We start from the raw sequence: 20180 nt of genomic DNA on the forward strand, positions 1-20180 counted from the left end.
TAGAATGTACGGACATTTAAAGGGAAGTATTTTTGCATCCCTTTGTGATGTGGATCATTAATATTTATTGAAGCCGTTACCTATGAAAGAGTCTTTGTATAAGCGTATTTCGCGTGAACTGATTCAAAACATCGCGTCCGGCCGGTTCCCGGCAGGCACGCTCCTGCCGTCCGAATTGGAATTGTGCGAGCAGTATCAGGTTAGCCGCCACACGGTACGCGAGGCATTGCGTGATTTAACCGAGCAGGGCTTAATTTTGCGACGTAAGGGCATCGGCACCATGGTGGCCGACAGAACCGCAGATAAGGGGCTTAATCACCCGCTGGCGTGTCTTGAAGATTTATTTTTCCTGGCGAAAAACAATCTGCGGGTGGTTAAAAAGATCGATGAAATCGTCGCGGATTATGAACTTTCCCGGGTTATCGGCTGTGAGCCCGGCTCGCGCTGGCTGCATATCGCCAGCATCCGTGAAGACAGCAAGAAAAAAGATGAACCGATATGCTGGACTGACAGCTATGCCAGCCCGACATACGCCAAAATACGTCAGTTGGTGCGCAGCGATCCGTTTGCATTAATCAGTGATTTAATCGAAGAACACTATGGCGTGCAAAGTAAGGAAGTCAGGCAGACTATTTCCGCCGTCAACATTCCCGCCAGGATAGCCAAAGCATTGGGTGTTGAAAACGGATCGCCCGCCTTAAGAATCGTGCGCCGCTATATCGATCGCAACGGTGAGACGTTTGAAACCACGGTATCAATCCATCCCGCTGACCGCTATACCTGTTCTATTGTGCTAAAACGTCACAATAGCAATTAACACAATCAGTCTGAGGCACGCCCATGTCGTGCCTTTCGTTTTTATAGCCGGAATCGAAAATTATTTTTCCGTTTTATCCTGCAACTGACCAACCTGCGGCAGACCCGCACTGGCAGACGCAGACAGCAAACCGGTTTCAACATAGTTGAACAGTTTTTCACGCGTATCGGTGATATCCAGATTACGCATGGTCAGCTGACCGATACGATCATCCGGCGAGAACACCGAATCACCTTTTTCCATCGTCAGACGTTCCGGCTTGTAGGTCAGATTGTCGGAAACGGTATTCATGATGGAATAGTCGTTACCGCGACGCAGTTCCAGCGTCACTTCACCCGTGATGGCGCTGGCAATCCAACGCTGAGAGGCATCACGCAACATCAGCGCCTGCGAATCAAACCAACGCCCCTGATACAGGAAGCGGCCCAACTGACGTCCGTGCGCGTGGTACTGTTCAATGGTATCTTCGTTATGGATACCGGTTACCAGACGCTCGTAAGCAATGTGCAGTAACGCCATTCCCGGCGCTTCATAGATGCCGCGGCTTTTCGCTTCAATAATACGGTTTTCAATCTGGTCGCTCATGCCCAGACCGTGGCGTCCGCCAATACGGTTTGCTTCCAGCATCAGTTCGACGTCGTCGGCAAAGGTTTTGCCGTTCAAGGCAACCGGGTGACCGCGTTCGAAACGGATGGTGACTTCTTCCGCGGCGATTTTGACGCTTTCATCCCAGAATTTAACGCCCATGATCGGGTTAACGATTTTGACGCTGGAGTTCAGATATTCCAGATCCTTGGCCTCATGCGTCGCGCCCAGAATATTGGAATCGGTGGAATAGGCTTTTTCCGCAGACATTTTGTAACCGAAACCGGCCTGCGCCATGAACTCGGACATTTCCTGACGGCCGCCCAGCTCATCAATGAAGTCGGTATCCAGCCACGGTTTGTAGATTTTCAGCTCGGCATTGGTCAGCAAACCGTAACGGTAGAAACGCTCGATATCGTTACCTTTATAGGTACTGCCGTCACCCCAGATGTTAACGCCGTCTTCTTTCATTGCGGCAACCAGCATCGTACCGGTGACCGCTCGGCCCAACGGGGTGGTGTTAAAATAGGTCACGCCCGCCGTGGTGTTGTGGAATGCGCCGCACTGAATCGCGGCAATCCCTTCAGCAACCAGCTGCTTGCGGCAGTCGATCAAACGGGCATTTTCAGCACCGTATTCCATAGCGCGGCGTGGGATCTCCTCGTAGTCATCCTCATCCGGCTGACCCAGATTTGCGGTATACGCATAAGGAACCGCGCCTTTCTGACGCATCCAAAGTAGCGCAGCGCTGGTATCCAGACCACCTGAAAACGCAATACCTATACGCTGACCAACTGGAAGATGCTTGAGAATCGTTGTCATAAATGTAATCCCTGCTCGAAAGATCTATGGTTAGAAGCTTAGCAGCCCACACCATTATGTTACGCAATACATTGATGAGAGGTGATACCTTTGCCGCATCGCAGAACAGGCAGGCCAAGACTATCGTCAAAATCAACACGCTCAAGAATGCATATTTATGCAAAATAAGTGAGTGATAATTTAAACATCTTTTTGCTGGGACAGGAAGAGTAGAGTGATACTTTATGCAAAAAAATTCGCGATCAACAATGATGGGGAACCGGTCTCCAATTATAACACCGTACATGGCGACAAACTAAATCGAGCATTTTCTGCGCCGTATAGGTTAATGGACGAGAGCGAGAATAAACCAGGCTATAAACCGCATCAGGTAAAGCATCCTCAATGGGTATAACGCCTAATTGCTGATTAAAATCATCCAACGCCAACCGCGCCAGCGACAATACGGTCAGGTAGTCTTCACGCAACACCAGCTGTAAGCCGCAAATACTGGAATCCGAACGTACCGGCGCCTGGGAAACATCGGAAACGCCAAACAAAATCTGCTTTTCTATCTGCTGGTAATATCCCATATCCGTTTCCGGCATAAACCAGCGTCCCTTTTTCAACTGCGCCAGAGAACGGCAGTGGGCCAACGGGTGCCCAATACGCGCCGCCACGCCAAACGGCGCGACAAAAAGGGGTTCGATGACAAATTCGGCGACCGGCACCGTCGGCGCAATTGTTCCTACTGCAAAATCAAGCTGCCCCTCACGTAGCGCAGACAACAGGGTCGAAAGCTGGGCCTCTTTTATAACCACGCCGGCTTGAGGAAGCTCTTTTTTAAAGTCATTGAGAACCGAGGAGAGAATCGTCACAGCCAACAGCGATGAAATCCCGAACGCCACCCCGCCCTGAGAATGCTGATTAATCTGTTCAATTTCATCGGCCGCCCGTTCCAGTTCTTCCAGGATCAACCGCATCCGTATAGCGAAAGCACGGCCTGATTCCGTTAGCGTAATACCATTATTACTTCTTATCAGCAGAGTCGCGCCCAGCGTTTGTTCTAACTCCCGTAGCGCCCGAGTCAGTGCAGGCTGCGATTGATTCAGCGCTCGCGCTGCCGCACGGATACTGCCACATCGAATGATCTCATGAAAAATTCTTAGCTGTTGTAATTTGGGTAAATACTTCATCACGGCCTCTATCAACTTTTGGTATCGCCTACAACTTATTATCATCTCCACACAATCAAAGTGGTTATGTTACATAGTATCCATCCTGCTATTTTGTCCCGTTACGATGGAGCTTACTCCGTGCTACAGCTCATTTTAGGTATCCTGGTTTTGCTCGCGACGCTCTGGCTGCTGATAAAACGGCACGATACCCGTACCGTGCTCATCGGCTCCGGCCTGTTACTGTGCCTGGTGTCATTTTCACCCATGGATGCCTTTGCCGCATTCAGCAAGCGGATGACCACCGCGGGTTTGATTGAGGCGATCTGTGCCAGCATGGGGTTTGCATATGTAATGAAATATACCCGGTGTGATGCCAGTCTGGTGCAGATTTTAACGAAAGGGCTCAGCCGACTAGGGATCTTTCTGGTGCCAATGGCCGTCATGGTCACATTCGTCATCAGTATCGCCATCCCCTCGGCTGCCGGGGTTTCTGCTGCCGTGGGAGCAACGCTGATTCCCTTGCTGATTGCCGCCAAAGTGCATCCGGCGATTGCCGGGGGAGCGGTTTTATCCGGCACGCTGGGTGCGGTGCTCAATCCCGGCGTGGCGCATAACGCCTTTATTGCCAATATCGCCAAAATGAATGTCATGGATCTGGTGTTCTACCACGCTCCCATCAGTATCGCCTGTGGGGTGATTTGCGCGGTCAGCCTGATGATCGTGGCGATGGTTCGCAAAGAGTTAAATTATCAGGCCGGACAGGACATATCGGCGACAACGACAACCAGTGATACGGAAAACCCGCCCGATGAAAAACCCCATTATCTGCATGCGTTAGCCCCTTTTATTCCGGTGCTATTACTGGTTTTTTCCAATGCGGGATGGTTGGGTAAAACCGAAATGAACGTCCCTGCGGCAATGTTAATCGGCTCGATTTATGCCTTATTCATTACCCGCTCCAGCGCCTGTCAATTAACAAAAGAATTCTTCAACGGCATGGGTTCCGCCTATGCCAACATTCTCGGCATCATCATCGCCGCCGCGGTGTTTATTGAAGGTCTGCAAGCCTGCGGCATTATCAAAAGTTTTATCACGCTGTTAACTCAATATCCTGAGTTTGCCCGCTGGGGCGGCACCATTGGCCCGTTCATGATGGGATTGATCACCGGCACCGGGGATGCCACCGCCTTCGCATTTAATGAAGCGGTCACCCCACATGCCGGCTCTTTCGGGTATGAAATTCCCAATCTGGGCGTCGGCGTCATGCTGGCGGCCTGTCTTGGCCGCAATATGTCCCCGCTGGCCGGCGCAGCGATCGTCTGTGCGGGTTTGGCCGGGGTTAACCCGGTCGATATGATAAAAAGAACCGCCCCGGGGATGATCGTCGCGGTCATCGTCGTGGCGCTTTTCTTCCTGTAATAAGGTGCAAAAAATGAAAGACATCACGTTACAACCGTTAATCGACTGGCGTAGAGAATTTCACCAATTCCCCGAAGAAGGCTGGTCGGAGTTTGTGACTACAGCAAAAATCATTACCCGTCTGCGCGCGATGGGCTATCGCGTGCAAGCGGGTAAAAAAAATATCAATGAACAATTCATCCGGGGCAGAAGCGATAACGTGGTGGAAAAAGGCCTCGCCGCCGCGTATGCCCAGAATATTGACCCTACGCTGCTGGCGGAAATGGACGGACTGACAGGCTGCGTGGCGCTGCTGGACAGCGGCCGCCCCGGCCCGACCATCGCCTTGCGCTTCGACATTGACTGCGTATTGGTGCAGGAAACCGCGTCTCCCGACCATATCCCCAATCAGGCGCAGTTTGCTTCCGTCAATCCGGGCAAAATGCATGCCTGTGGTCATGACGGACATACCGCCATCGGCTTAGGTATCGCGCAGTGGTTGATGCAGCAGCGAAACACGCTGAACGGACGCTTCAAACTGATTTTTCAACCCGCGGAAGAAGGGGTTCGGGGGGCCAGGCCCATTGCTGAAAGCGGCATTCTAGACGATGTAGATTATTTTTTGGCTCTACATCTGGGAACCGTGGCCAAAAGCAATGAAGTTTTGGTCGATCCGCAGGGTTTTCTTTGTACGACCAAGCTGGATTTTCGTTTCCATGGCGTACCGGCTCATGCGGGCGCCGATCCGCACAAAGGGCATAACGCCTTGGCAGGCGGCTGCCATTGCGCCATTCAGTTGTTGGGTATCGCCCGACACGGCGATGGCATGTCGCAGATAAATGTTGGCGTAATCCGCGCTGGCGAAGGCCGCAACGTGATCCCCGCGAAAGCTGAACTACAGATAGAAGTAAGGGGCGCGACCAAAGAGATCAACGACTATATGACCGATCGCGCAATGCGTATTGCCCAAGGCGCGGCGCACAGTTTTGACTTGAGACTGGAAACAGAAATTACAGGCGAAGCCATCGACCTGCATAACGATCCAGAAATGATTGAGGTATTGAAACAGGCCATTGCCGAGCACCCTTCGTTGAAGGTGGTATCACACCACTTTGGCGGCAGTGAAGATGCCACTATCCTTGCCAGACGAGTACAAGACAAAGGCGGTAAGGCGCTCTATTTTATTCTGGGATCGGACCTTACCGCGGGACACCATCAATCCAACTTTGATTTCGACGAGCAATCACTACTAACGGGTGTCGAACTGTTTGCCGGGTGTATCCAACGGTTATGCAAAATGTAGAGTCGCTTCTTATTCTTATGCAACAGGCTTGGATATGTTGCATAAGATAGCGATCAAACCAGCTAAGTAATTTTCAGCCAATTTGACGAGTATAGCGCGATTTCTTATGCAAGCTAAGCAGCAAAAACGGTTTACGCGACATCGCCGACAATAATAAAACATCGTTTCAGTTTCATTGTTAATCTTTGCTATCCTCTCGCTGTTAATGGTTTCCTTTGCATGTTGCTGGAGAGGTTATGTCTAAGAAAGTCGCCATTCTGCTGGCACCTGGTTTTGAAGAAGCAGAAGCGATTATGGTGATCGATGTACTGCACCGCATGAAAGTGGAAGTCACCATGCTGTCTTGTCACGACAGGCTGGAACTGCGCAGCTATCACAATATTCGTATGTTTGCCGATGCCTTACTGGAAAGAAATCAGGATGTCTTGTTCGATGCCGTGATCATCCCCGGAGGCCCACAGGGAACGGTAAACCTGGCAGCAAACCCTGCGGTGGTTGATTTCATCCGTCGTCACGATGAAGCGGGCAAACTGATTTGCCCGCTGTGTTCCGCCGCTGCTCGCGTTCTGGGCGGCAATAAACTGCTGAAAGGCCGTCGCTACGTTTGCTCAGGCAAGCTATGGCAGGATGTCACCGACGGCGTCTACGTGAATGAAAAGGTTGTCGAAGATGGCAACCTGATCAGCGGCAAAGGTCTGGGCGTGGCGTTCGATTTCGCCTTCACTATCGCCACACGTCTGACAGGCGACAAGGAAAACGCCAACTTCCAGGTTGAGCACATCGATTACGATTACTGGCGCATCCCGGCCTGAACGTTATCTCTGGCGCGGTCCATCCGCGCCATGTTCCCGCAAACGTCCTAATCATTCTGATAGCCAGCCTCACCATAACGCTCACGATACTCTTTCGGCGTAATGTCATACCCTTTCTTGAACACTGCATAAAAGTAAGGCAGCGACGGGTAACCGCACATCAGCGAAATTTCACTAATCGAAAGCGACGTCGAAATCAGTAAATTCCGCGCGCGATCCAGCTTTTCCGCATGAATCACCCCATGAATCGTCTGGCCGATCTCATCCTTGAAGCGTTTTTCCAGATTAGAACGGGAAATCCCCACCGCATCCAGCACCTGCTCGACTTTAATCCCTTTGCAGGCGTGATAACGAATAAAGTGCATTGCCTGAATCACCGCCGGATCGTGCACCGAGCGGTAATCTGTCGAACGGCGCTCAACCACCCGGACAGGGGGCACCAAAATACGTTGCAGCGGCAGATCACGATTATTCAACAGCAGTTGATGCAGCAATTTCGCCGCACGATAACCCATCTGACGGGTTCCCTGCACCACCGACGACAGCGCCACCCGGGAAAGATAGCGAATCAGTTCTTCATTATCGATGCCTATCACACACAGCTTTTCCGGCACCGCGATATTCAGATGCTCACACACCTGCAACAGGTGACGCGCCCGGGAATCGGTTACGGCAATAATGCCCGTCTGTGGCGGCAACGCCTGCACCCAATCAGCCAGCCGGTTCTGCGCGTACTGCCAGTTATCCGGCGAGGTTTCCATTCCCTGATAAACCACCCCTCGATATTGCCCGGCCGCAACCAGCTGCCGGAACGCATACTCGCGCTCCTGCGCCCAGCCTTTACCGACCGACGCAGGCAACCCGTAGAAAGCAAAGCGATTTAATCCCTTTTCCTTGAGGTGCATAAACGCACTTTCCACCAGCGCATGGTTATCCGTGGCAATATAATGGACCGGCGGATAATCCTCCGGATTATGGTAAGACCCCCCGACGCCTACCAGCGGTACATGGACATTCTGCAACAACCGCATGATTTCACGGTCGTCAAAATCAGCAATCACGCCATCGCCCAGCCAGTCTTTAATATTATCGATACGGCAACGAAAATCCTCTTCGATGAAAATATCCCAGTCACATTGAGAAGCCTGCAAATACTCACCGACGCCCTCAACAACCTGACGGTCATACACCTTGTTTGCATTAAACAACAGGGTAATGCGATAACGTTTTTCAAACATGGCAGTGAACGTTCATTGGTGGCGATGTCCCTTTAGTGACAAACCCTTTAATCACACGACCTTCGATAGCGTATTCACCTGAATAACACAGCTCTCCCGGAGGGTGAAAATAATTTCCTTATTATTGCGACCTGCCACGTATTTCCCGTTGGTCACCGCCACGGCATGACGAACGCTCACACCCGGCGTTTTGTTGCGGTATCCATCCACACGGCGAGCAGCAAAATGCCGCCTTTTACGATGTACTGCCAGAATGTCGGCACATCCAGCATGCTCATGCCGTTATCCAGCGACGCCATGATAAACGCCCCCATGACCGCGCCGGCCACGCTGCCAATCCCGCCCGCCAGACTGGTTCCGCCGATTACGCAGGCCGCTATCGCATCCAGTTCGGCGATATTGCCAGCAGAAGGGGACCCGGCACCCAACCGTGAACTGAGGATCAACCCGGCGACCGCGACCATCAGCCCATTAATGGCAAACACCGCCAGCTTGGTGCGCTCCACGTTTACGCCGGACAAACGCGCGGCTTCAATATTACCGCCCACAGCATAAATACGGCGGCCGAATGCGGTACGGGTAGCCAGAAAAATCCCCCCCAGCATCAGGAGCGTTAAGACCAGCACCGGCGTTGGCACCCCACGATAATCGTTCAACAAATAAATCGCGCCCAGCACCAGCAGGGCAGTAACCGTCTGCCGCCCCACATCCCCGGCAGGCGGCGTGACAGGCAACCCCAGCCGTGCCCGACTGCTGCGTCTACGCCACTGCCAGGCAATAAACACCATCAATCCCAATGCGCCAAACGTAAAGCCGACGCCTGAAGGCAGGTAGCTTTGACCAATCTGCGACATCGCTTCGCTGGTGGGGGAAACCGTGGTGCCGTTGGTAATACCGATAAGAATGCCGCGAAAAGCCAACATGCCCGCCAGCGTCACGATAAACGAAGGCACCTTACGATACGCCACCCACCAGCCGTTCCATGCGCCCAGAAGCAGACCGAGCACCAACGTCACGACAACGGTCAACGGCAACGGCCAGCCAAACCAGACATCAAAAATCGCCGCCGCGCCGCCGAGTAACCCCATCATTGATCCAACCGACAGATCAATTTCCGCCGAAATAATGACAAATACCATCCCCACCGCCAGAATGCCGGTAATCGCGGTCTGGCGCAGCAGGTTGGAAATATTGCGCGCACTGAGGTAGGAGCCGTCGGTCATATAGGTGAAAAAGAGCATAATCGCGATAATGGCCGCAATCATCACGTAGACCTGAAGATTGATACTTTTCAACCGGTGCAACAGGGATTTCGGCTCAGCGACGGCATTTCGTTGTTCAGACAGCGATGTTTTCAACACGATGTTCACTCCTCAGTGCGGCTTCCATGACCTGTTCCTGCGTTAAATCACGATTCACCAAATCCGCTTTGATACACCCCTGATGCATCACCAGCACACGATCGCTTAATCCCAGGACTTCAGGCAGTTCAGAAGAAATGACGATGACGGCTATTTTCTGTTTCACCAGCGCGTTGATGAGTTTATAGATCTCGTATTTGGCGCCGATATCGATACCACGAGTAGGTTCATCCAGAATCAGGATGCGCGGGTTCAGTAACAGACATTTCGCCAGCACCGCTTTTTGCTGATTCCCCCCACTCAACCTGGCAATGGCCAATTCAGGGCTTGGCGTTTTCACTTTCAGATCCGCCAGCGACTGCCGGATGACATCCTGTTCGCTCGCCTCATTCAGTACCGAACAGGCTCCAGCGAAACGATCGAGGGCGGCCAGCGTAATGTTGTGCGCTACGCTCATGATCGGCACGATACCGTCCTTTTTACGATCCTCCGGCACCATGGCAATCCCCTGCCTCATCGCCTGCTGACAGGTATTGATCGTCACGCGCTTGCCACCCAGAAACAGTTCGCCCTCCCAACGGCCGGGATAAGCGCCGAACAGACACTGCACGGTTTCAGTACGGCCCGAGCCAACCAGCCCGGCAATGCCCAGAATTTCTCCCTGGTGCAGAGAAAAAGACACGTCGTCCACCCGGCGAATATGACGGTTGACCGGGTGCCATGCCGTCAGGTGCTCAACACGCAGCACCTCTTCGCCGATGGTATGGGGTTCGTTAGGATACAACTCCGTCAATTCGCGCCCGACCATCATCGCAATGATCTGATCCTCGCTCAGCGTCGACGCGGGCTGCGTACCAATGTGTTTGCCATCGCGAATGACGCAAATCACATCGGAAATCGCTTTGACTTCATTGAGTTTGTGAGAAATGTAAATACAGGCGATACCGTGATCGCGCAGATCCTGAATGATGTCGAGCAGAATGGCCGTTTCCCGCTCCGTCAGCGAAGCGGTCGGTTCATCGAGCACCAGCAAACGCACCTGTTTGTTCAGCGCCTTCGCGATTTCCACCAGTTGCTGTTGCCCAAGCCCCAAATCGCCCACTTTGGTATTCGGATCGATGGACAGTTTTACCTGCTCAAGCAGGCGCTGGCAGCGCAAATACATGTTGTCATAATCCATGACCCCGAAGCGTGACCACTCATTGCCCAGAAAGATGTTTTCCAGCACGGTCATTCCTTTCACCAGCGCCAGTTCCTGATGAATAATGGCGATGCCCTTTTGCTCCGTATCGCGGATATGGCTTGCCCGTAGCTCATCGCCGGCAAAAAGTATCTGCCCGCTATAACTGCCATAAGGGTAAATGGCGCATAGCACCTTCATCAGGGTGGATTTCCCGGAACCATTTTCACCGCACAGCGATAACACCTGTCCGGCTTCCAGCGTAAGGCTGACATTGTCCACCGCTTTCACGGCCCCAAACGCCTTAGTGATGTTTTTCATTTCCAACAGACACGGCATCATAACCCCCCGTGATTCACCATGCTCAGACTGAGAAGCCGCGGGACATCGCCACACACCATGACGTTGTATCGTGGTGCGTGGATAATACGGTTAGTACACATCCGCTTTCTTGTGGAAGTCATCGGCAATGACCGTGCTATCGATGTTGTCTTTATCCACCGGGATGGGAGTCAGTAAAAAGGCCGGGATATCTTTCAGCCCATTGTTTAATGTGGCGTTGGACTCCGGCGCCTGGCCTGAACCGAGGGTAACGGCAATATCGGCGGCATCCCTGGCCAGTTTGCTAATCGGTTTATACACCGTCATGGTTTGCGTTCCGGCAACAATACGTTTTATCGCCGCCAAGTCCGCATCCTGCCCGGAAATAGCCACCTTGCCGGATAAGCCCTGTGCCGCGAGAGCCTGAATAGCCCCCCCCGCCGTCGCATCGTTTGAGGCGACCACCGCGTTAATGTTGTTATTGTTTGCCGTCAGCGCATTTTCCATAATTTTCAACGCATTTTCCGCCAACCAGGCATCAACCCACTGGTCGCCGACAATTTTAATTTTTCCATTATCGATCAACGGTTTTAATACTTTCATTTGCCCCTGACGGAACAGCTTGGCATTATTATCCACTGGCGAACCGCCCATCAGGAAATAATTCCCTTCGGGGATCTTGTCAATCAAATATTTCGCCTGTAATTCACCGACCTTCTCATTATCAAACGAAATATAAAAGTCCACATCCGCATTGTTAATCATGCGATCGTACGCCAGAACTTTTATTCCTTCACGTTTTGCTTCCGCAATAACATTACTTAATACCTGCCCGTTGTAAGGAATAATAACCAGCACATCCACACCGCGGTTAATCATATTTTCTATTTGCGAAATCTGTGTTTCTTCATTGCCATTTGCCGATTGCACAAAAACGCTCGCCCCTTTGGACCTGGCCCGTTCAACAAAGATATCGCGATCTTTTTGCCAGCGCTCAAGGCGTAAATCATCGATAGCCATCCCTATTTTTACTTCTTTGGCAAAACCGGGTTGGCTGACAAGGGCGAGTACGGCACAGGCTGACAGTAAGAAGTGTTTAACTTTCATCGTAGAGTACCTTTTTTATTTAAAATGCAGGGCATGAAACTCCAATAGCCCGCAAAGTATTGTCGCTAAATACGCCCCCAGCAATTGCAGATTTTTATCCTCCAATTATGTTTTTTGGTTTAATTTCTTTTTTTTGATAGCGGTCATGTTTTATTGCCGACTGATGTTTTTCTATTTTTAACGTTTGCGAAGCACATTCAGAATTAACCGCATCTTTTTTTGCGACTCAGCGCACATTTAATAATTCTCTGAATTTCAGTGTGAAATAACGTAATTGAGTAAACCCCGATCAAATCCGAAGATTAATTCCAATTCCCTTCTCTTCCGTCAGGGTGGTTTCTAAGGAGTCAATGATGCAATCCTATTTTGAACAGATTGAAAAAGTGCGTTATGAAGGCAGCGAAAGCGAAAATCCCTTCGCGTTCCGCCACTACAATCCTGACCAGGAAATCCTGGGTAAACGTATGGCGGATCATTTACGCTTCGCGGTGGCTTACTGGCATACATTCTGCTGGAACGGCTCGGATATGTTCGGCGTTGGTGCGTTTGAACGTCCGTGGCAACAGGCAGGGAACGCGCTGGAGCTGGCGAAACTCAAAGCCGATATCGCATTTGAATTTTTCCAAAAACTGAATGTGCCTTATTACTGTTTTCACGATGTCGACATCGCGCCCGAAGGCAATTCTTTGCAGGAATACCGGCGTAATTTCGCCGTTATCACCGATTTACTGGCCGAAAAACAGCAAAACAGCGGCGTTAAACTGCTGTGGGGAACCGCGAACTGCTTCACGAACCCCCGCTATGGCGCCGGGGCCGCCACCAATCCCGATCCTGACGTCTTCGCCTGGGCGGCGACACAGGTTTTCACCGCCATGAACGCCACCAAACAACTGGGGGGAGAAAACTATGTACTATGGGGCGGCCGCGAAGGCTATGAAACCCTGCTGAATACCGACCTGCGCCAGGAGCGTGAGCAGATTGGCCGTTTCATGCAGATGGTCGTCGAGCATAAGCATAAAATCGGTTTTCAGGGCACGTTGCTGATCGAACCCAAACCGCAAGAGCCCACCAAGCATCAGTATGACTATGACGTCGCGACAGTTTATGGTTTTCTGAAGCAGTTCGGTCTGGAAAAAGAAATCAAGCTCAACATTGAAGCCAACCATGCCACGCTGGCCGGCCATTCGTTCCACCATGAAATCGCCACGGCCATCGCGCTGGGTATTTTCGGCTCCGTTGACGCCAACCGGGGCGACCCGCAGTTAGGTTGGGATACCGATCAGTTCCCCAATAGCGTGGAAGAAAACGCGCTGGTTATGTATGAGATCCTCAAGGCGGGCGGTTTCACCACCGGCGGTTTGAATTTTGATGCCAAAGTTCGCCGTCAAAGCACCGATCGCTATGACCTCTTCCATGGGCATATCGGCGCAATGGACACCATGGCGCTGGCGCTCAAGGTCGCGGCCCGCATGATTGAAGACGACACGCTGAATCAACTGGTTGCCAAACGCTATGCCGGCTGGAACGGCGAACTGGGTCAACAGATTCTGCAAGGTAAAGCATCGCTAGAATCACTGGCGCACTATGCGGAAAGCCATCAGTTGGCGCCACAACATCAGAGCGGCCATCAGGAACGGCTGGAAAATATCGTCAACCGTCATTTGTTTGGGTAATCATAGGCGGGCGTTCATCGCCATCGTCCCTGCGGCAACAGGCAGGGACCGGCTTCCGATGGCCGCCCGCGGCGCGGGAAATTCCGGTCTTGCGCAGAAGACCCAAAGCGCGATACTCATTCTGCTTAATCTTGTCGCTGAATACACCAAGAGGCTTCTATGTACATCGGTATCGACCTTGGCACCTCGGGTGTCAAAACGATTCTACTGAATGAAACCGGGCAGGTTGTTGCCAGCCACAGCGCCCCCCTGACCGTTTCCCGCCCGCATCTTTTATGGTCTGAACAGTCACCCGAGTCATGGTGGCAGGCCGCCGAAAGTACATTGGACGCCCTTGCGGCCCAGCACGATCTTCACGCCGTCAAAGCGCTGGGTCTGACCGGGCAAATGCATGGCGCGACCCTGTTGGATGCGCATCAGCGCGTGTTGCGTCCAGCCATTCTCTGGAATGACGGACGTAGCGCGGCCCAATGCCAGACGCTGGAACAACGGGTGCCCACCGCGCGGCAGATCACCGGCAACCTGATGATGCCAGGCTTCACCGCACCCAAGCTGAAGTGGGTACAGGAGAATGAGGCCGATATTTTTCGCCGGATTGATAAGGTCTTGTTGCCAAAAGACTATCTGCGCTGGCGCCTGACAGGCGAGTTTGCCAGCGATATGTCCGATGCAGCCGGTACGCTATGGCTGGATGTGGCAAAACGGGACTGGAGCGAAACCCTGCTGGCTGCCTGTTCTCTGAATCGTCAGCATATGCCCGACCTGTTCGAAGGGAACCAGATAACCGGCTATCTGCGATCAGAAATGGCCAAACGCTGGGGAATGCCAGCAGTCCCGGTTATTGCAGGCGGCGGCGATAACGCAGCAGGCGCAATCGGCGTCGGGCTCTATCAGGCAGGGCAGGCAATGCTATCTCTCGGCACATCCGGCGTTTACTTTGCCGTCAGCGATGGCTTTCTCAGTAATCCACAGCATGCCGTACACAGCTTCTGCCACGCCCTGCCTGACACCTGGCACTTGATGTCCGTCATGCTGAGCGCCGCCTCATGTCTTGACTGGGTCGCTCATCTGACCCATGCCGAAAGTGTCGCGTCGCTTTTGCAAGAAGTCGTGCAAACCCCCAACGATGCAACGGTCACGCCGGTATGGTTTTTGCCTTATCTTTCCGGCGAGCGAACGCCACACAATAACCCCAATGCCAAAGGTGCGTTCTGGGGGCTGACCCATCAACATGGCCGGGCGGAGCTGGCGCGCGCGGTGCTCGAAGGCGTCGGCTTTGCCCTTGCCGACGGTATGGACGCATTGCATATGACGGGGCTGAAACCCAGCAGCATTACGCTGATTGGCGGCGGCGCCCGCAGTCCCTACTGGCGGCAGATGCTGGCCGATATCAGCGGACAGACGCTGGAATACCGCACCGGGGGAGATGTTGGTCCGGCGCTGGGGGCCGCACGTCTGGCGCAGATCGCCATCAATCCCGATGCATCATTATCCGACCTGTTGCCAGCGCTGCCCCTGGAGCAGGTACACCTGCCGGATGAACGGCGCCATGCGGCCTATGCGGAGCAACGACGTACATTCAAAGCGCTTTATCAGCAGCTTAGTCCACTCATGTAAGATTTGGCGCAAGATACGCTGCCTCAGGAAACCAGACGCCGCGTATCCAGCTTCTGTAACGCCATCGACAGTAACAGGCTGCCCAGCAGTGCGATCGTAAAAATATAGAAAATATCCAATACGGGACGAGAGGAAAAATCCAGACCGTGCGAACGCATATAGTGAATAATCAGCGCGTGAAAGCCATAAATCGCCAATGAATGGCGCGATATAAAAGCGAATCCCGGCAACACCCGATGATTCAGATAATGTTTAACGATCGCCAGCAGGCTGACCGCCGCCAGAAATACCAGTGGACCACAATAAATATAAAACGTCTGGGTAAAATTATCGTTTCGCAACGTGTGGTATTTAGTTCCCAGCGCCACCATCACTATGCAGAAAATAAATAACGGTATTGCCGCCAGCGCCGCTTTCCGTGGTATATCCAGCATGCCCAGCGCGCGCCCGAGCATGGCGTATAGCAAGTAATAAAAGGTATCGCCATAAATATAGAGATTGATGGGCAATAACGTAAACCCGGCAAATTCAACACGCCCCGTATTCGGATTAGCAATAATCGCCAGCAGAGCAATAAATATCAGCAGATACTTTCCGGAAACCGGTCCGATATTAATCAACGGAGAAAAAAGATAAATCACGACAATGGCATAGAAAAACCATAAGTGATAAAAAACAGGTTTCTGTAAAGCATGATGCAGTGAATTCAGGCCATTAATAGGCGTCAGCGTCGAAATATAAATCAATGCGACCGCGCTATAAAATAGAATACACAGACTTATTCTCAGGAAGTGTTTTTTCTGTGCGTTGCGTTCACCAAAAAACAAATAGCCGGAAATCATGAAAAACAGCGGCACACAAACGCGGGAAGCCGAATTAAGCATATTCGCCACGTCCCAATGCGTTTCACCCGGAGTCCCCCCTGCGGTAATCGGGTACGTTGTGCTGTGAATGAGAACGACCATCATACAGGCCACTGCCCGTAAATTATCAATCCAGCCGATCTTGTCGGTCATGCACAGCCTCTTAAAATATGGTGCCTATTCAACAGAGTAGTGCTTGTTCCATATTGACACAATCAACAATCGGGTTAATCCGAGAGAAGTTGCTCCCCCTGGCCGGGGGAGCTTGGGTGGGGTCTACAAGTATTAACCCCAACCCCCCTTCACAGAGGAGGGAGCAAGTCCGAACGGGGTAAGCAACGGATATCAGAACAAGCCCAAAGGTTTGTCGGAATAGCTTACCAGCAGGCATTTGGTCTGTTGATAATGTTCCAGCATCATTTTGTGATTTTCACGTCCAATACCCGATTGTTTATAGCCGCCAAACGCCGCGTGTGCCGGGTAAGCGTGATAACAGTTGGTCCAGACGCGTCCGGCCTGGATGCCGCGCCCCATGCGATACGCAATATTACCGTTGCGGCTCCACACGCCCGCGCCTAATCCATATTCGGTGTCGTTGGCAATCTCCAACGCATCATCCATCGTTTTAAAGGTCGTCACCGCCAGCACAGGTCCGAAGATTTCCTCCTGGAAAACGCGCATGCTGTTTTTACCAAACAGAATGGTGGGCTCCAGATAGTAACCCTGAGCCAGATCCCCCGGCATCTCTTTACGGCGACCGCCCGTCAGGACGCGGGCCCCCTCTTTCTTGCCGATGTCGATATAGTTCAGAATGGTATCCAACTGACCGGAAGATACCTGCGCCCCCATCATGGTTTTGCTGTCCAGCGGATGACCGACGCGGATAGATTCGACGCGCTTGATCGCGCGCTCCATAAAGCGATCGTAAATCGATTCCTGCACCAGCGCCCGGCTCGGACAGGTACAGACTTCCCCCTGATTGAAGGCAAACAGCGTGAACCCTTCCAGCACTTTGTCAAAAAAGCTGTCCTCTTTATCCATCACATCAGCAAAGAAAATATTCGGCGATTTGCCTCCCAGCTCCAGCGTCACCGGCGTCACGTTCTGCGCGGCATAGCCCATGATTTGCTGGCCCACTTCTGTTGATCCGGTAAACGCCACTTTGGCGATACGCTTCGAGGTCGCCAGATATTCACCGATTTCACTACCTGAACCGTTAACAACGTTAATCACTCCCGGCGGCAGGATATCCTGAATCAGCTCCATCAGGATCAACACCGACATCGGCGTCAGTTTGGCCGGTTTCAGTACGATACAGTTTCCCGCGGCCAGCGCCGGCGCCATTTTCCAGCAGGCCATCAACAGCGGGAAATTCCAGGGAATGATCTGCCCCACCACACCGAGCGGCTCGTGGAAATGGTAGGCCACGGTATCGCCGTCAATTTCACTGATTGCGCCTTCCTGCGAACGGATGCAGGCGGCAAAATAGCGAAAGTGGTCAATAGCCAGAGGGACATCCGCACCGCTGGTTTCACGAATGGGCTTGCCATTATCCCAGGATTCCACATTGGCCAGCAGGTCAAGGTTCTGCTCCATCCGGTCAGCAATGCGGTTGAGGATTAACGACCGCTCCTGCACAGACATTGCGCCCCATTCCACTTTAGCCTTATGGGCAGCATCCAGCGCATAGTCGACGTCACGAGAGGTCGAACTGGCTACTTCACATAAAGGCTGACCGGTGATAGGCGTCAGGTTAACAAAATACTGACCGCCGTCAGGGGGTACCCAGGCGCCGCCGATAAAGTTGTCATAGCGTTTTTTCAGATTGAGAGAGCCATACTCGCCGGATGTCAATCGGCCTGTAGAGGTGTCTTGTGTCATTTCAGTCTCCTTTTCGCTGTCCAAATGCGCGGCCATGCCGCAGTGAAAATAGAGGCAATATGAAGAAATTCGTTGAATAAAGCGTACACAGAGATTTATGTTTCCGACAGGCAGAAAGCGGGGAGAATGATAACTCTTCGAGTTAACGCACAATTTATCATTTGTACCGCCATGCACATACATGACCTTGCGGAGGCGCTCACCGTTCAGGGAGAAAAGCTCGCATCCATCATTCGGTGGTGAAATAATGCCCTCCACAGTTTATGGTTGCTAACTTACGGGTATGTCAGGTGAAAAACCTCCATCCATCAGCGGTTACCGTCCCTGTCGGGGTATCGCCGCGCACCGTGCGCCATCAAGGCACGCTGTCACTGACACAGAGCGATTGGCTGGCAGAAGAAGTGCCGGTCGCGCTGGTTTACAACGGCATTTCACATGTTGTCATGATGGCGTCGCCGAAGGATTTGGAACAGTTCGCGCTGGGCTTCTCTCTGTCGGAAGGCATCATTGCGTCGCCACAAGATATCTATGGGATGGACGTTCTGCGGGTGTGTAACGGTATCGAAGTGCAAATCGAGCTGTCGAGCCGTCGGTTTGCCGGATTGAAAGCACGCCGCCGGGCAATGGATGGACGCACAGGCTGCGGCGTCTGTGGCGTGGAGCAGTTGTCCGAGATTGGCAAACCCGTCGCGCCGTTGCCGTTTACCCAAACGTTCTCGCTCAGTCACCTTGATACCGCGCTGGCACAGCTTAAAAACGTACAGCAGATAGGGCAGTTGACCGGCTGTACGCATGCCGCCGCCTGGATTACACCGGATGGCACGCTACAAGGAGGCTGTGAAGACGTTGGCCGTCATGTGGCATTGGATAAACTGCTTGGCATGCGGGCCAAACAGCCATGGCAGCAGGGAGCGGTGCTGGTTTCCAGCCGGGCGAGTTATGAAATGGTGCAGAAATCCGCCATGTGCGGAGTAGAGATCCTGTTTGCGGTGTCCGCCGCCACGTCACTGGCCGTTGAGGTTGCCGAACGCTGTAACCTGACGCTGGCAGGATTCAGTCGACCGGGCCGCTCCACCATTTATACTCACCCTCAACGGTTGAGCGAATGACAGGTAAAAAACGCACCTGCGACTTGAACGATGACGGGTATAGACCAATTTGTTTTTAACCCGGAAAATAATGACATAAGCGCCTGTTATACAGGGCTAAAACCGCCCCGCCTTTGACGCCGGAGCGAGAATAATCATTTTCAATATCATTTAATTAACTATAATGAACGTAATGCTTACGCGGTGCTAACAAAAAAGGCGCCGTACTAGGTACGAGAATATGGCGTACTTAATCGTGTTTTTCAGTACGACAACGCTTTTTCGGTACTACCACTTTCAGTACTACAACCATGGAGATGCTAAACATGAGTTATTCACTGCCATCCCTGCCTTATGCTTATGACGCGCTGGAACCCCATTTCGACAAACAAACGATGGAAATCCATCACACCAAACACCACCAGACTTACGTCAATAATGCAAATGCAGCGCTGGAATCTCTGCCTGAGTTTGCCAGCCTGTCAGCTGAAGCGCTGATCGCTCAGTTGGACAAAGTGCCGGCAGAGAAAAAAACCGTTTTGCGTAACAACGCGGGCGGTCACGCAAACCACAGTCTGTTCTGGAAAGGCCTGAAGCTGGGTACGACACTGGCTGGCGACCTGAAAGCCGCAATCGAACGCGATTTTGGCAGCGTTGACGCTTTCAAAGAAAAATTTGAGCAAGCGGCGGCAACCCGTTTTGGTTCCGGCTGGGCCTGGCTGGTGCTGAAAGATGACGGCAAACTGGCGGTGGTTTCTACCGCAAACCAGGACAGCCCGCTGATGGGTGAAGCGATTTCCGGCGCGTCCGGCTACCCAATCATTGGCCTGGACGTGTGGGAACACGCTTACTATCTGAAATACCAGAACCGTCGTCCGGATTACATCAAGGCATTCTGGAACGTGGTGAACTGGGACGAAGCGGCAAGCCGTTTTGCGCAAGCGAAAAAATAATCTT

At 52.4% G+C, this 20180-nt stretch carries 16 protein-coding genes; 8 read left to right on the top strand and 8 right to left on the bottom strand.

Annotation, left to right across the window (positions count from 1 at the left end; genetic code table 11):
• The first annotated feature begins 82 nt into the window (after positions 1 to 82).
• A complete protein-coding gene (locus tag DDT52_RS11000; protein WP_136156389.1) occupies positions 83 to 817 on the top strand; it encodes a GntR family transcriptional regulator in 735 nt (244 codons plus the stop codon).
• A gap of 60 nt (positions 818 to 877) precedes the next feature.
• Here DDT52_RS11000 and argG read toward each other — a convergent pair whose 3' ends face one another.
• Positions 878 to 2224: an argininosuccinate synthase gene (gene argG, locus DDT52_RS11005; RefSeq protein ID WP_136156390.1), complete on the bottom strand. Its 1347-nt coding sequence runs from the start codon at positions 2222 to 2224 to the stop codon at positions 878 to 880.
• A 242-nt stretch (positions 2225 to 2466) separates the two neighbouring features.
• Complete coding sequence (locus DDT52_RS11010) at positions 2467 to 3399, bottom strand: LysR substrate-binding domain-containing protein (protein WP_136156391.1); 933 nt, start codon at positions 3397 to 3399, stop codon at positions 2467 to 2469.
• 120 nt (positions 3400 to 3519) lie between these two features.
• On the opposite strand from DDT52_RS11010, the gene dcuC reads away from it, so the two are divergent.
• The 3 genes from dcuC (at position 3520) to DDT52_RS11025 (ending at position 6894) form a co-directional block, all read left to right on the top strand.
• Positions 3520 to 4800 carry a C4-dicarboxylate transporter DcuC gene (gene dcuC, locus DDT52_RS11015; protein WP_210732702.1) on the top strand — a complete coding sequence of 427 codons (1281 nt, stop codon included), beginning with the start codon at positions 3520 to 3522 and terminating at the stop codon, positions 4798 to 4800.
• Between the two features lie 13 nt (positions 4801 to 4813).
• Positions 4814 to 6082 carry an amidohydrolase gene (locus tag DDT52_RS11020; protein ID WP_136156393.1) on the top strand — a complete coding sequence of 423 codons (1269 nt, stop codon included), beginning with the start codon at positions 4814 to 4816 and terminating at the stop codon, positions 6080 to 6082.
• A 236-nt stretch (positions 6083 to 6318) separates the two neighbouring features.
• On the top strand, positions 6319 to 6894 hold the full coding sequence (locus DDT52_RS11025; protein WP_136156394.1) for a DJ-1/PfpI family protein: 576 nt from the start codon (positions 6319 to 6321) through the stop codon (positions 6892 to 6894).
• Between the two features lie 47 nt (positions 6895 to 6941).
• Here DDT52_RS11025 and xylR read toward each other — a convergent pair whose 3' ends face one another.
• The 4 genes from xylR to xylF form a co-directional block, all read right to left on the bottom strand.
• Positions 6942 to 8132: a D-xylose utilization transcriptional activator XylR gene (gene xylR, locus DDT52_RS11030; protein WP_136156395.1), complete on the bottom strand. Its 1191-nt coding sequence runs from the start codon at positions 8130 to 8132 to the stop codon at positions 6942 to 6944.
• 176 nt (positions 8133 to 8308) lie between these two features.
• Entirely contained in the window at positions 8309 to 9478 is a 1170-nt protein-coding gene (gene xylH, locus DDT52_RS11035; protein WP_247595519.1) for a xylose ABC transporter permease XylH, read from the bottom strand.
• Entirely contained in the window at positions 9471 to 11012 is a 1542-nt protein-coding gene (locus tag DDT52_RS11040) for a xylose ABC transporter ATP-binding protein (protein ID WP_136156550.1), read from the bottom strand. The genes xylH and DDT52_RS11040 overlap by 8 nt, the downstream gene beginning before the upstream one ends.
• A 93-nt stretch (positions 11013 to 11105) precedes the next feature.
• Entirely contained in the window at positions 11106 to 12101 is a 996-nt protein-coding gene (xylF, locus tag DDT52_RS11045) for a D-xylose ABC transporter substrate-binding protein (RefSeq protein ID WP_136156397.1), read from the bottom strand.
• 353 nt (positions 12102 to 12454) lie between these two features.
• Between xylF and xylA the strand changes: the two genes are divergently transcribed.
• Positions 12455 to 13774 (top strand): xylose isomerase, encoded by a 1320-nt coding sequence (xylA, locus tag DDT52_RS11050; protein ID WP_136156551.1) that lies wholly within the window; start codon positions 12455 to 12457, stop codon positions 13772 to 13774.
• A gap of 159 nt (positions 13775 to 13933) precedes the next feature.
• Positions 13934 to 15391, top strand: coding sequence for a xylulokinase (xylB, locus tag DDT52_RS11055; RefSeq protein WP_136156398.1), 1458 nt, complete (start codon positions 13934 to 13936; stop codon positions 15389 to 15391).
• Positions 15392 to 15414: 23 nt separating this feature from the next.
• Here xylB and DDT52_RS11060 read toward each other — a convergent pair whose 3' ends face one another.
• Both DDT52_RS11060 and exaC read right to left on the bottom strand, forming a co-directional pair.
• Complete coding sequence (locus tag DDT52_RS11060) at positions 15415 to 16407, bottom strand: acyltransferase (RefSeq protein ID WP_136156399.1); 993 nt, start codon at positions 16405 to 16407, stop codon at positions 15415 to 15417.
• A gap of 192 nt (positions 16408 to 16599) precedes the next feature.
• Positions 16600 to 18135 carry an acetaldehyde dehydrogenase ExaC gene (gene exaC, locus DDT52_RS11065; protein ID WP_136156400.1) on the bottom strand — a complete coding sequence of 512 codons (1536 nt, stop codon included), beginning with the start codon at positions 18133 to 18135 and terminating at the stop codon, positions 16600 to 16602.
• Between the two features lie 290 nt (positions 18136 to 18425).
• Here exaC and fdhD point away from each other — a divergent pair, with 290 nt between their 5' ends.
• Together fdhD and sodA are read left to right on the top strand one after the other, a co-directional pair.
• Positions 18426 to 19244 carry a formate dehydrogenase accessory sulfurtransferase FdhD gene (gene fdhD / locus DDT52_RS11070; RefSeq protein ID WP_425591547.1) on the top strand — a complete coding sequence of 273 codons (819 nt, stop codon included), beginning with the start codon at positions 18426 to 18428 and terminating at the stop codon, positions 19242 to 19244.
• Between the two features lie 305 nt (positions 19245 to 19549).
• Complete coding sequence (gene sodA / locus DDT52_RS11075) at positions 19550 to 20176, top strand: superoxide dismutase [Mn] (protein ID WP_136156402.1); 627 nt, start codon at positions 19550 to 19552, stop codon at positions 20174 to 20176.
• Positions 20177 to 20180: the final 4 nt, after the last annotated feature.

The organism is Brenneria roseae subsp. roseae (assembly GCF_003115845.1).
GTDB lineage: Bacteria > Pseudomonadota > Gammaproteobacteria > Enterobacterales > Enterobacteriaceae > Brenneria > Brenneria roseae.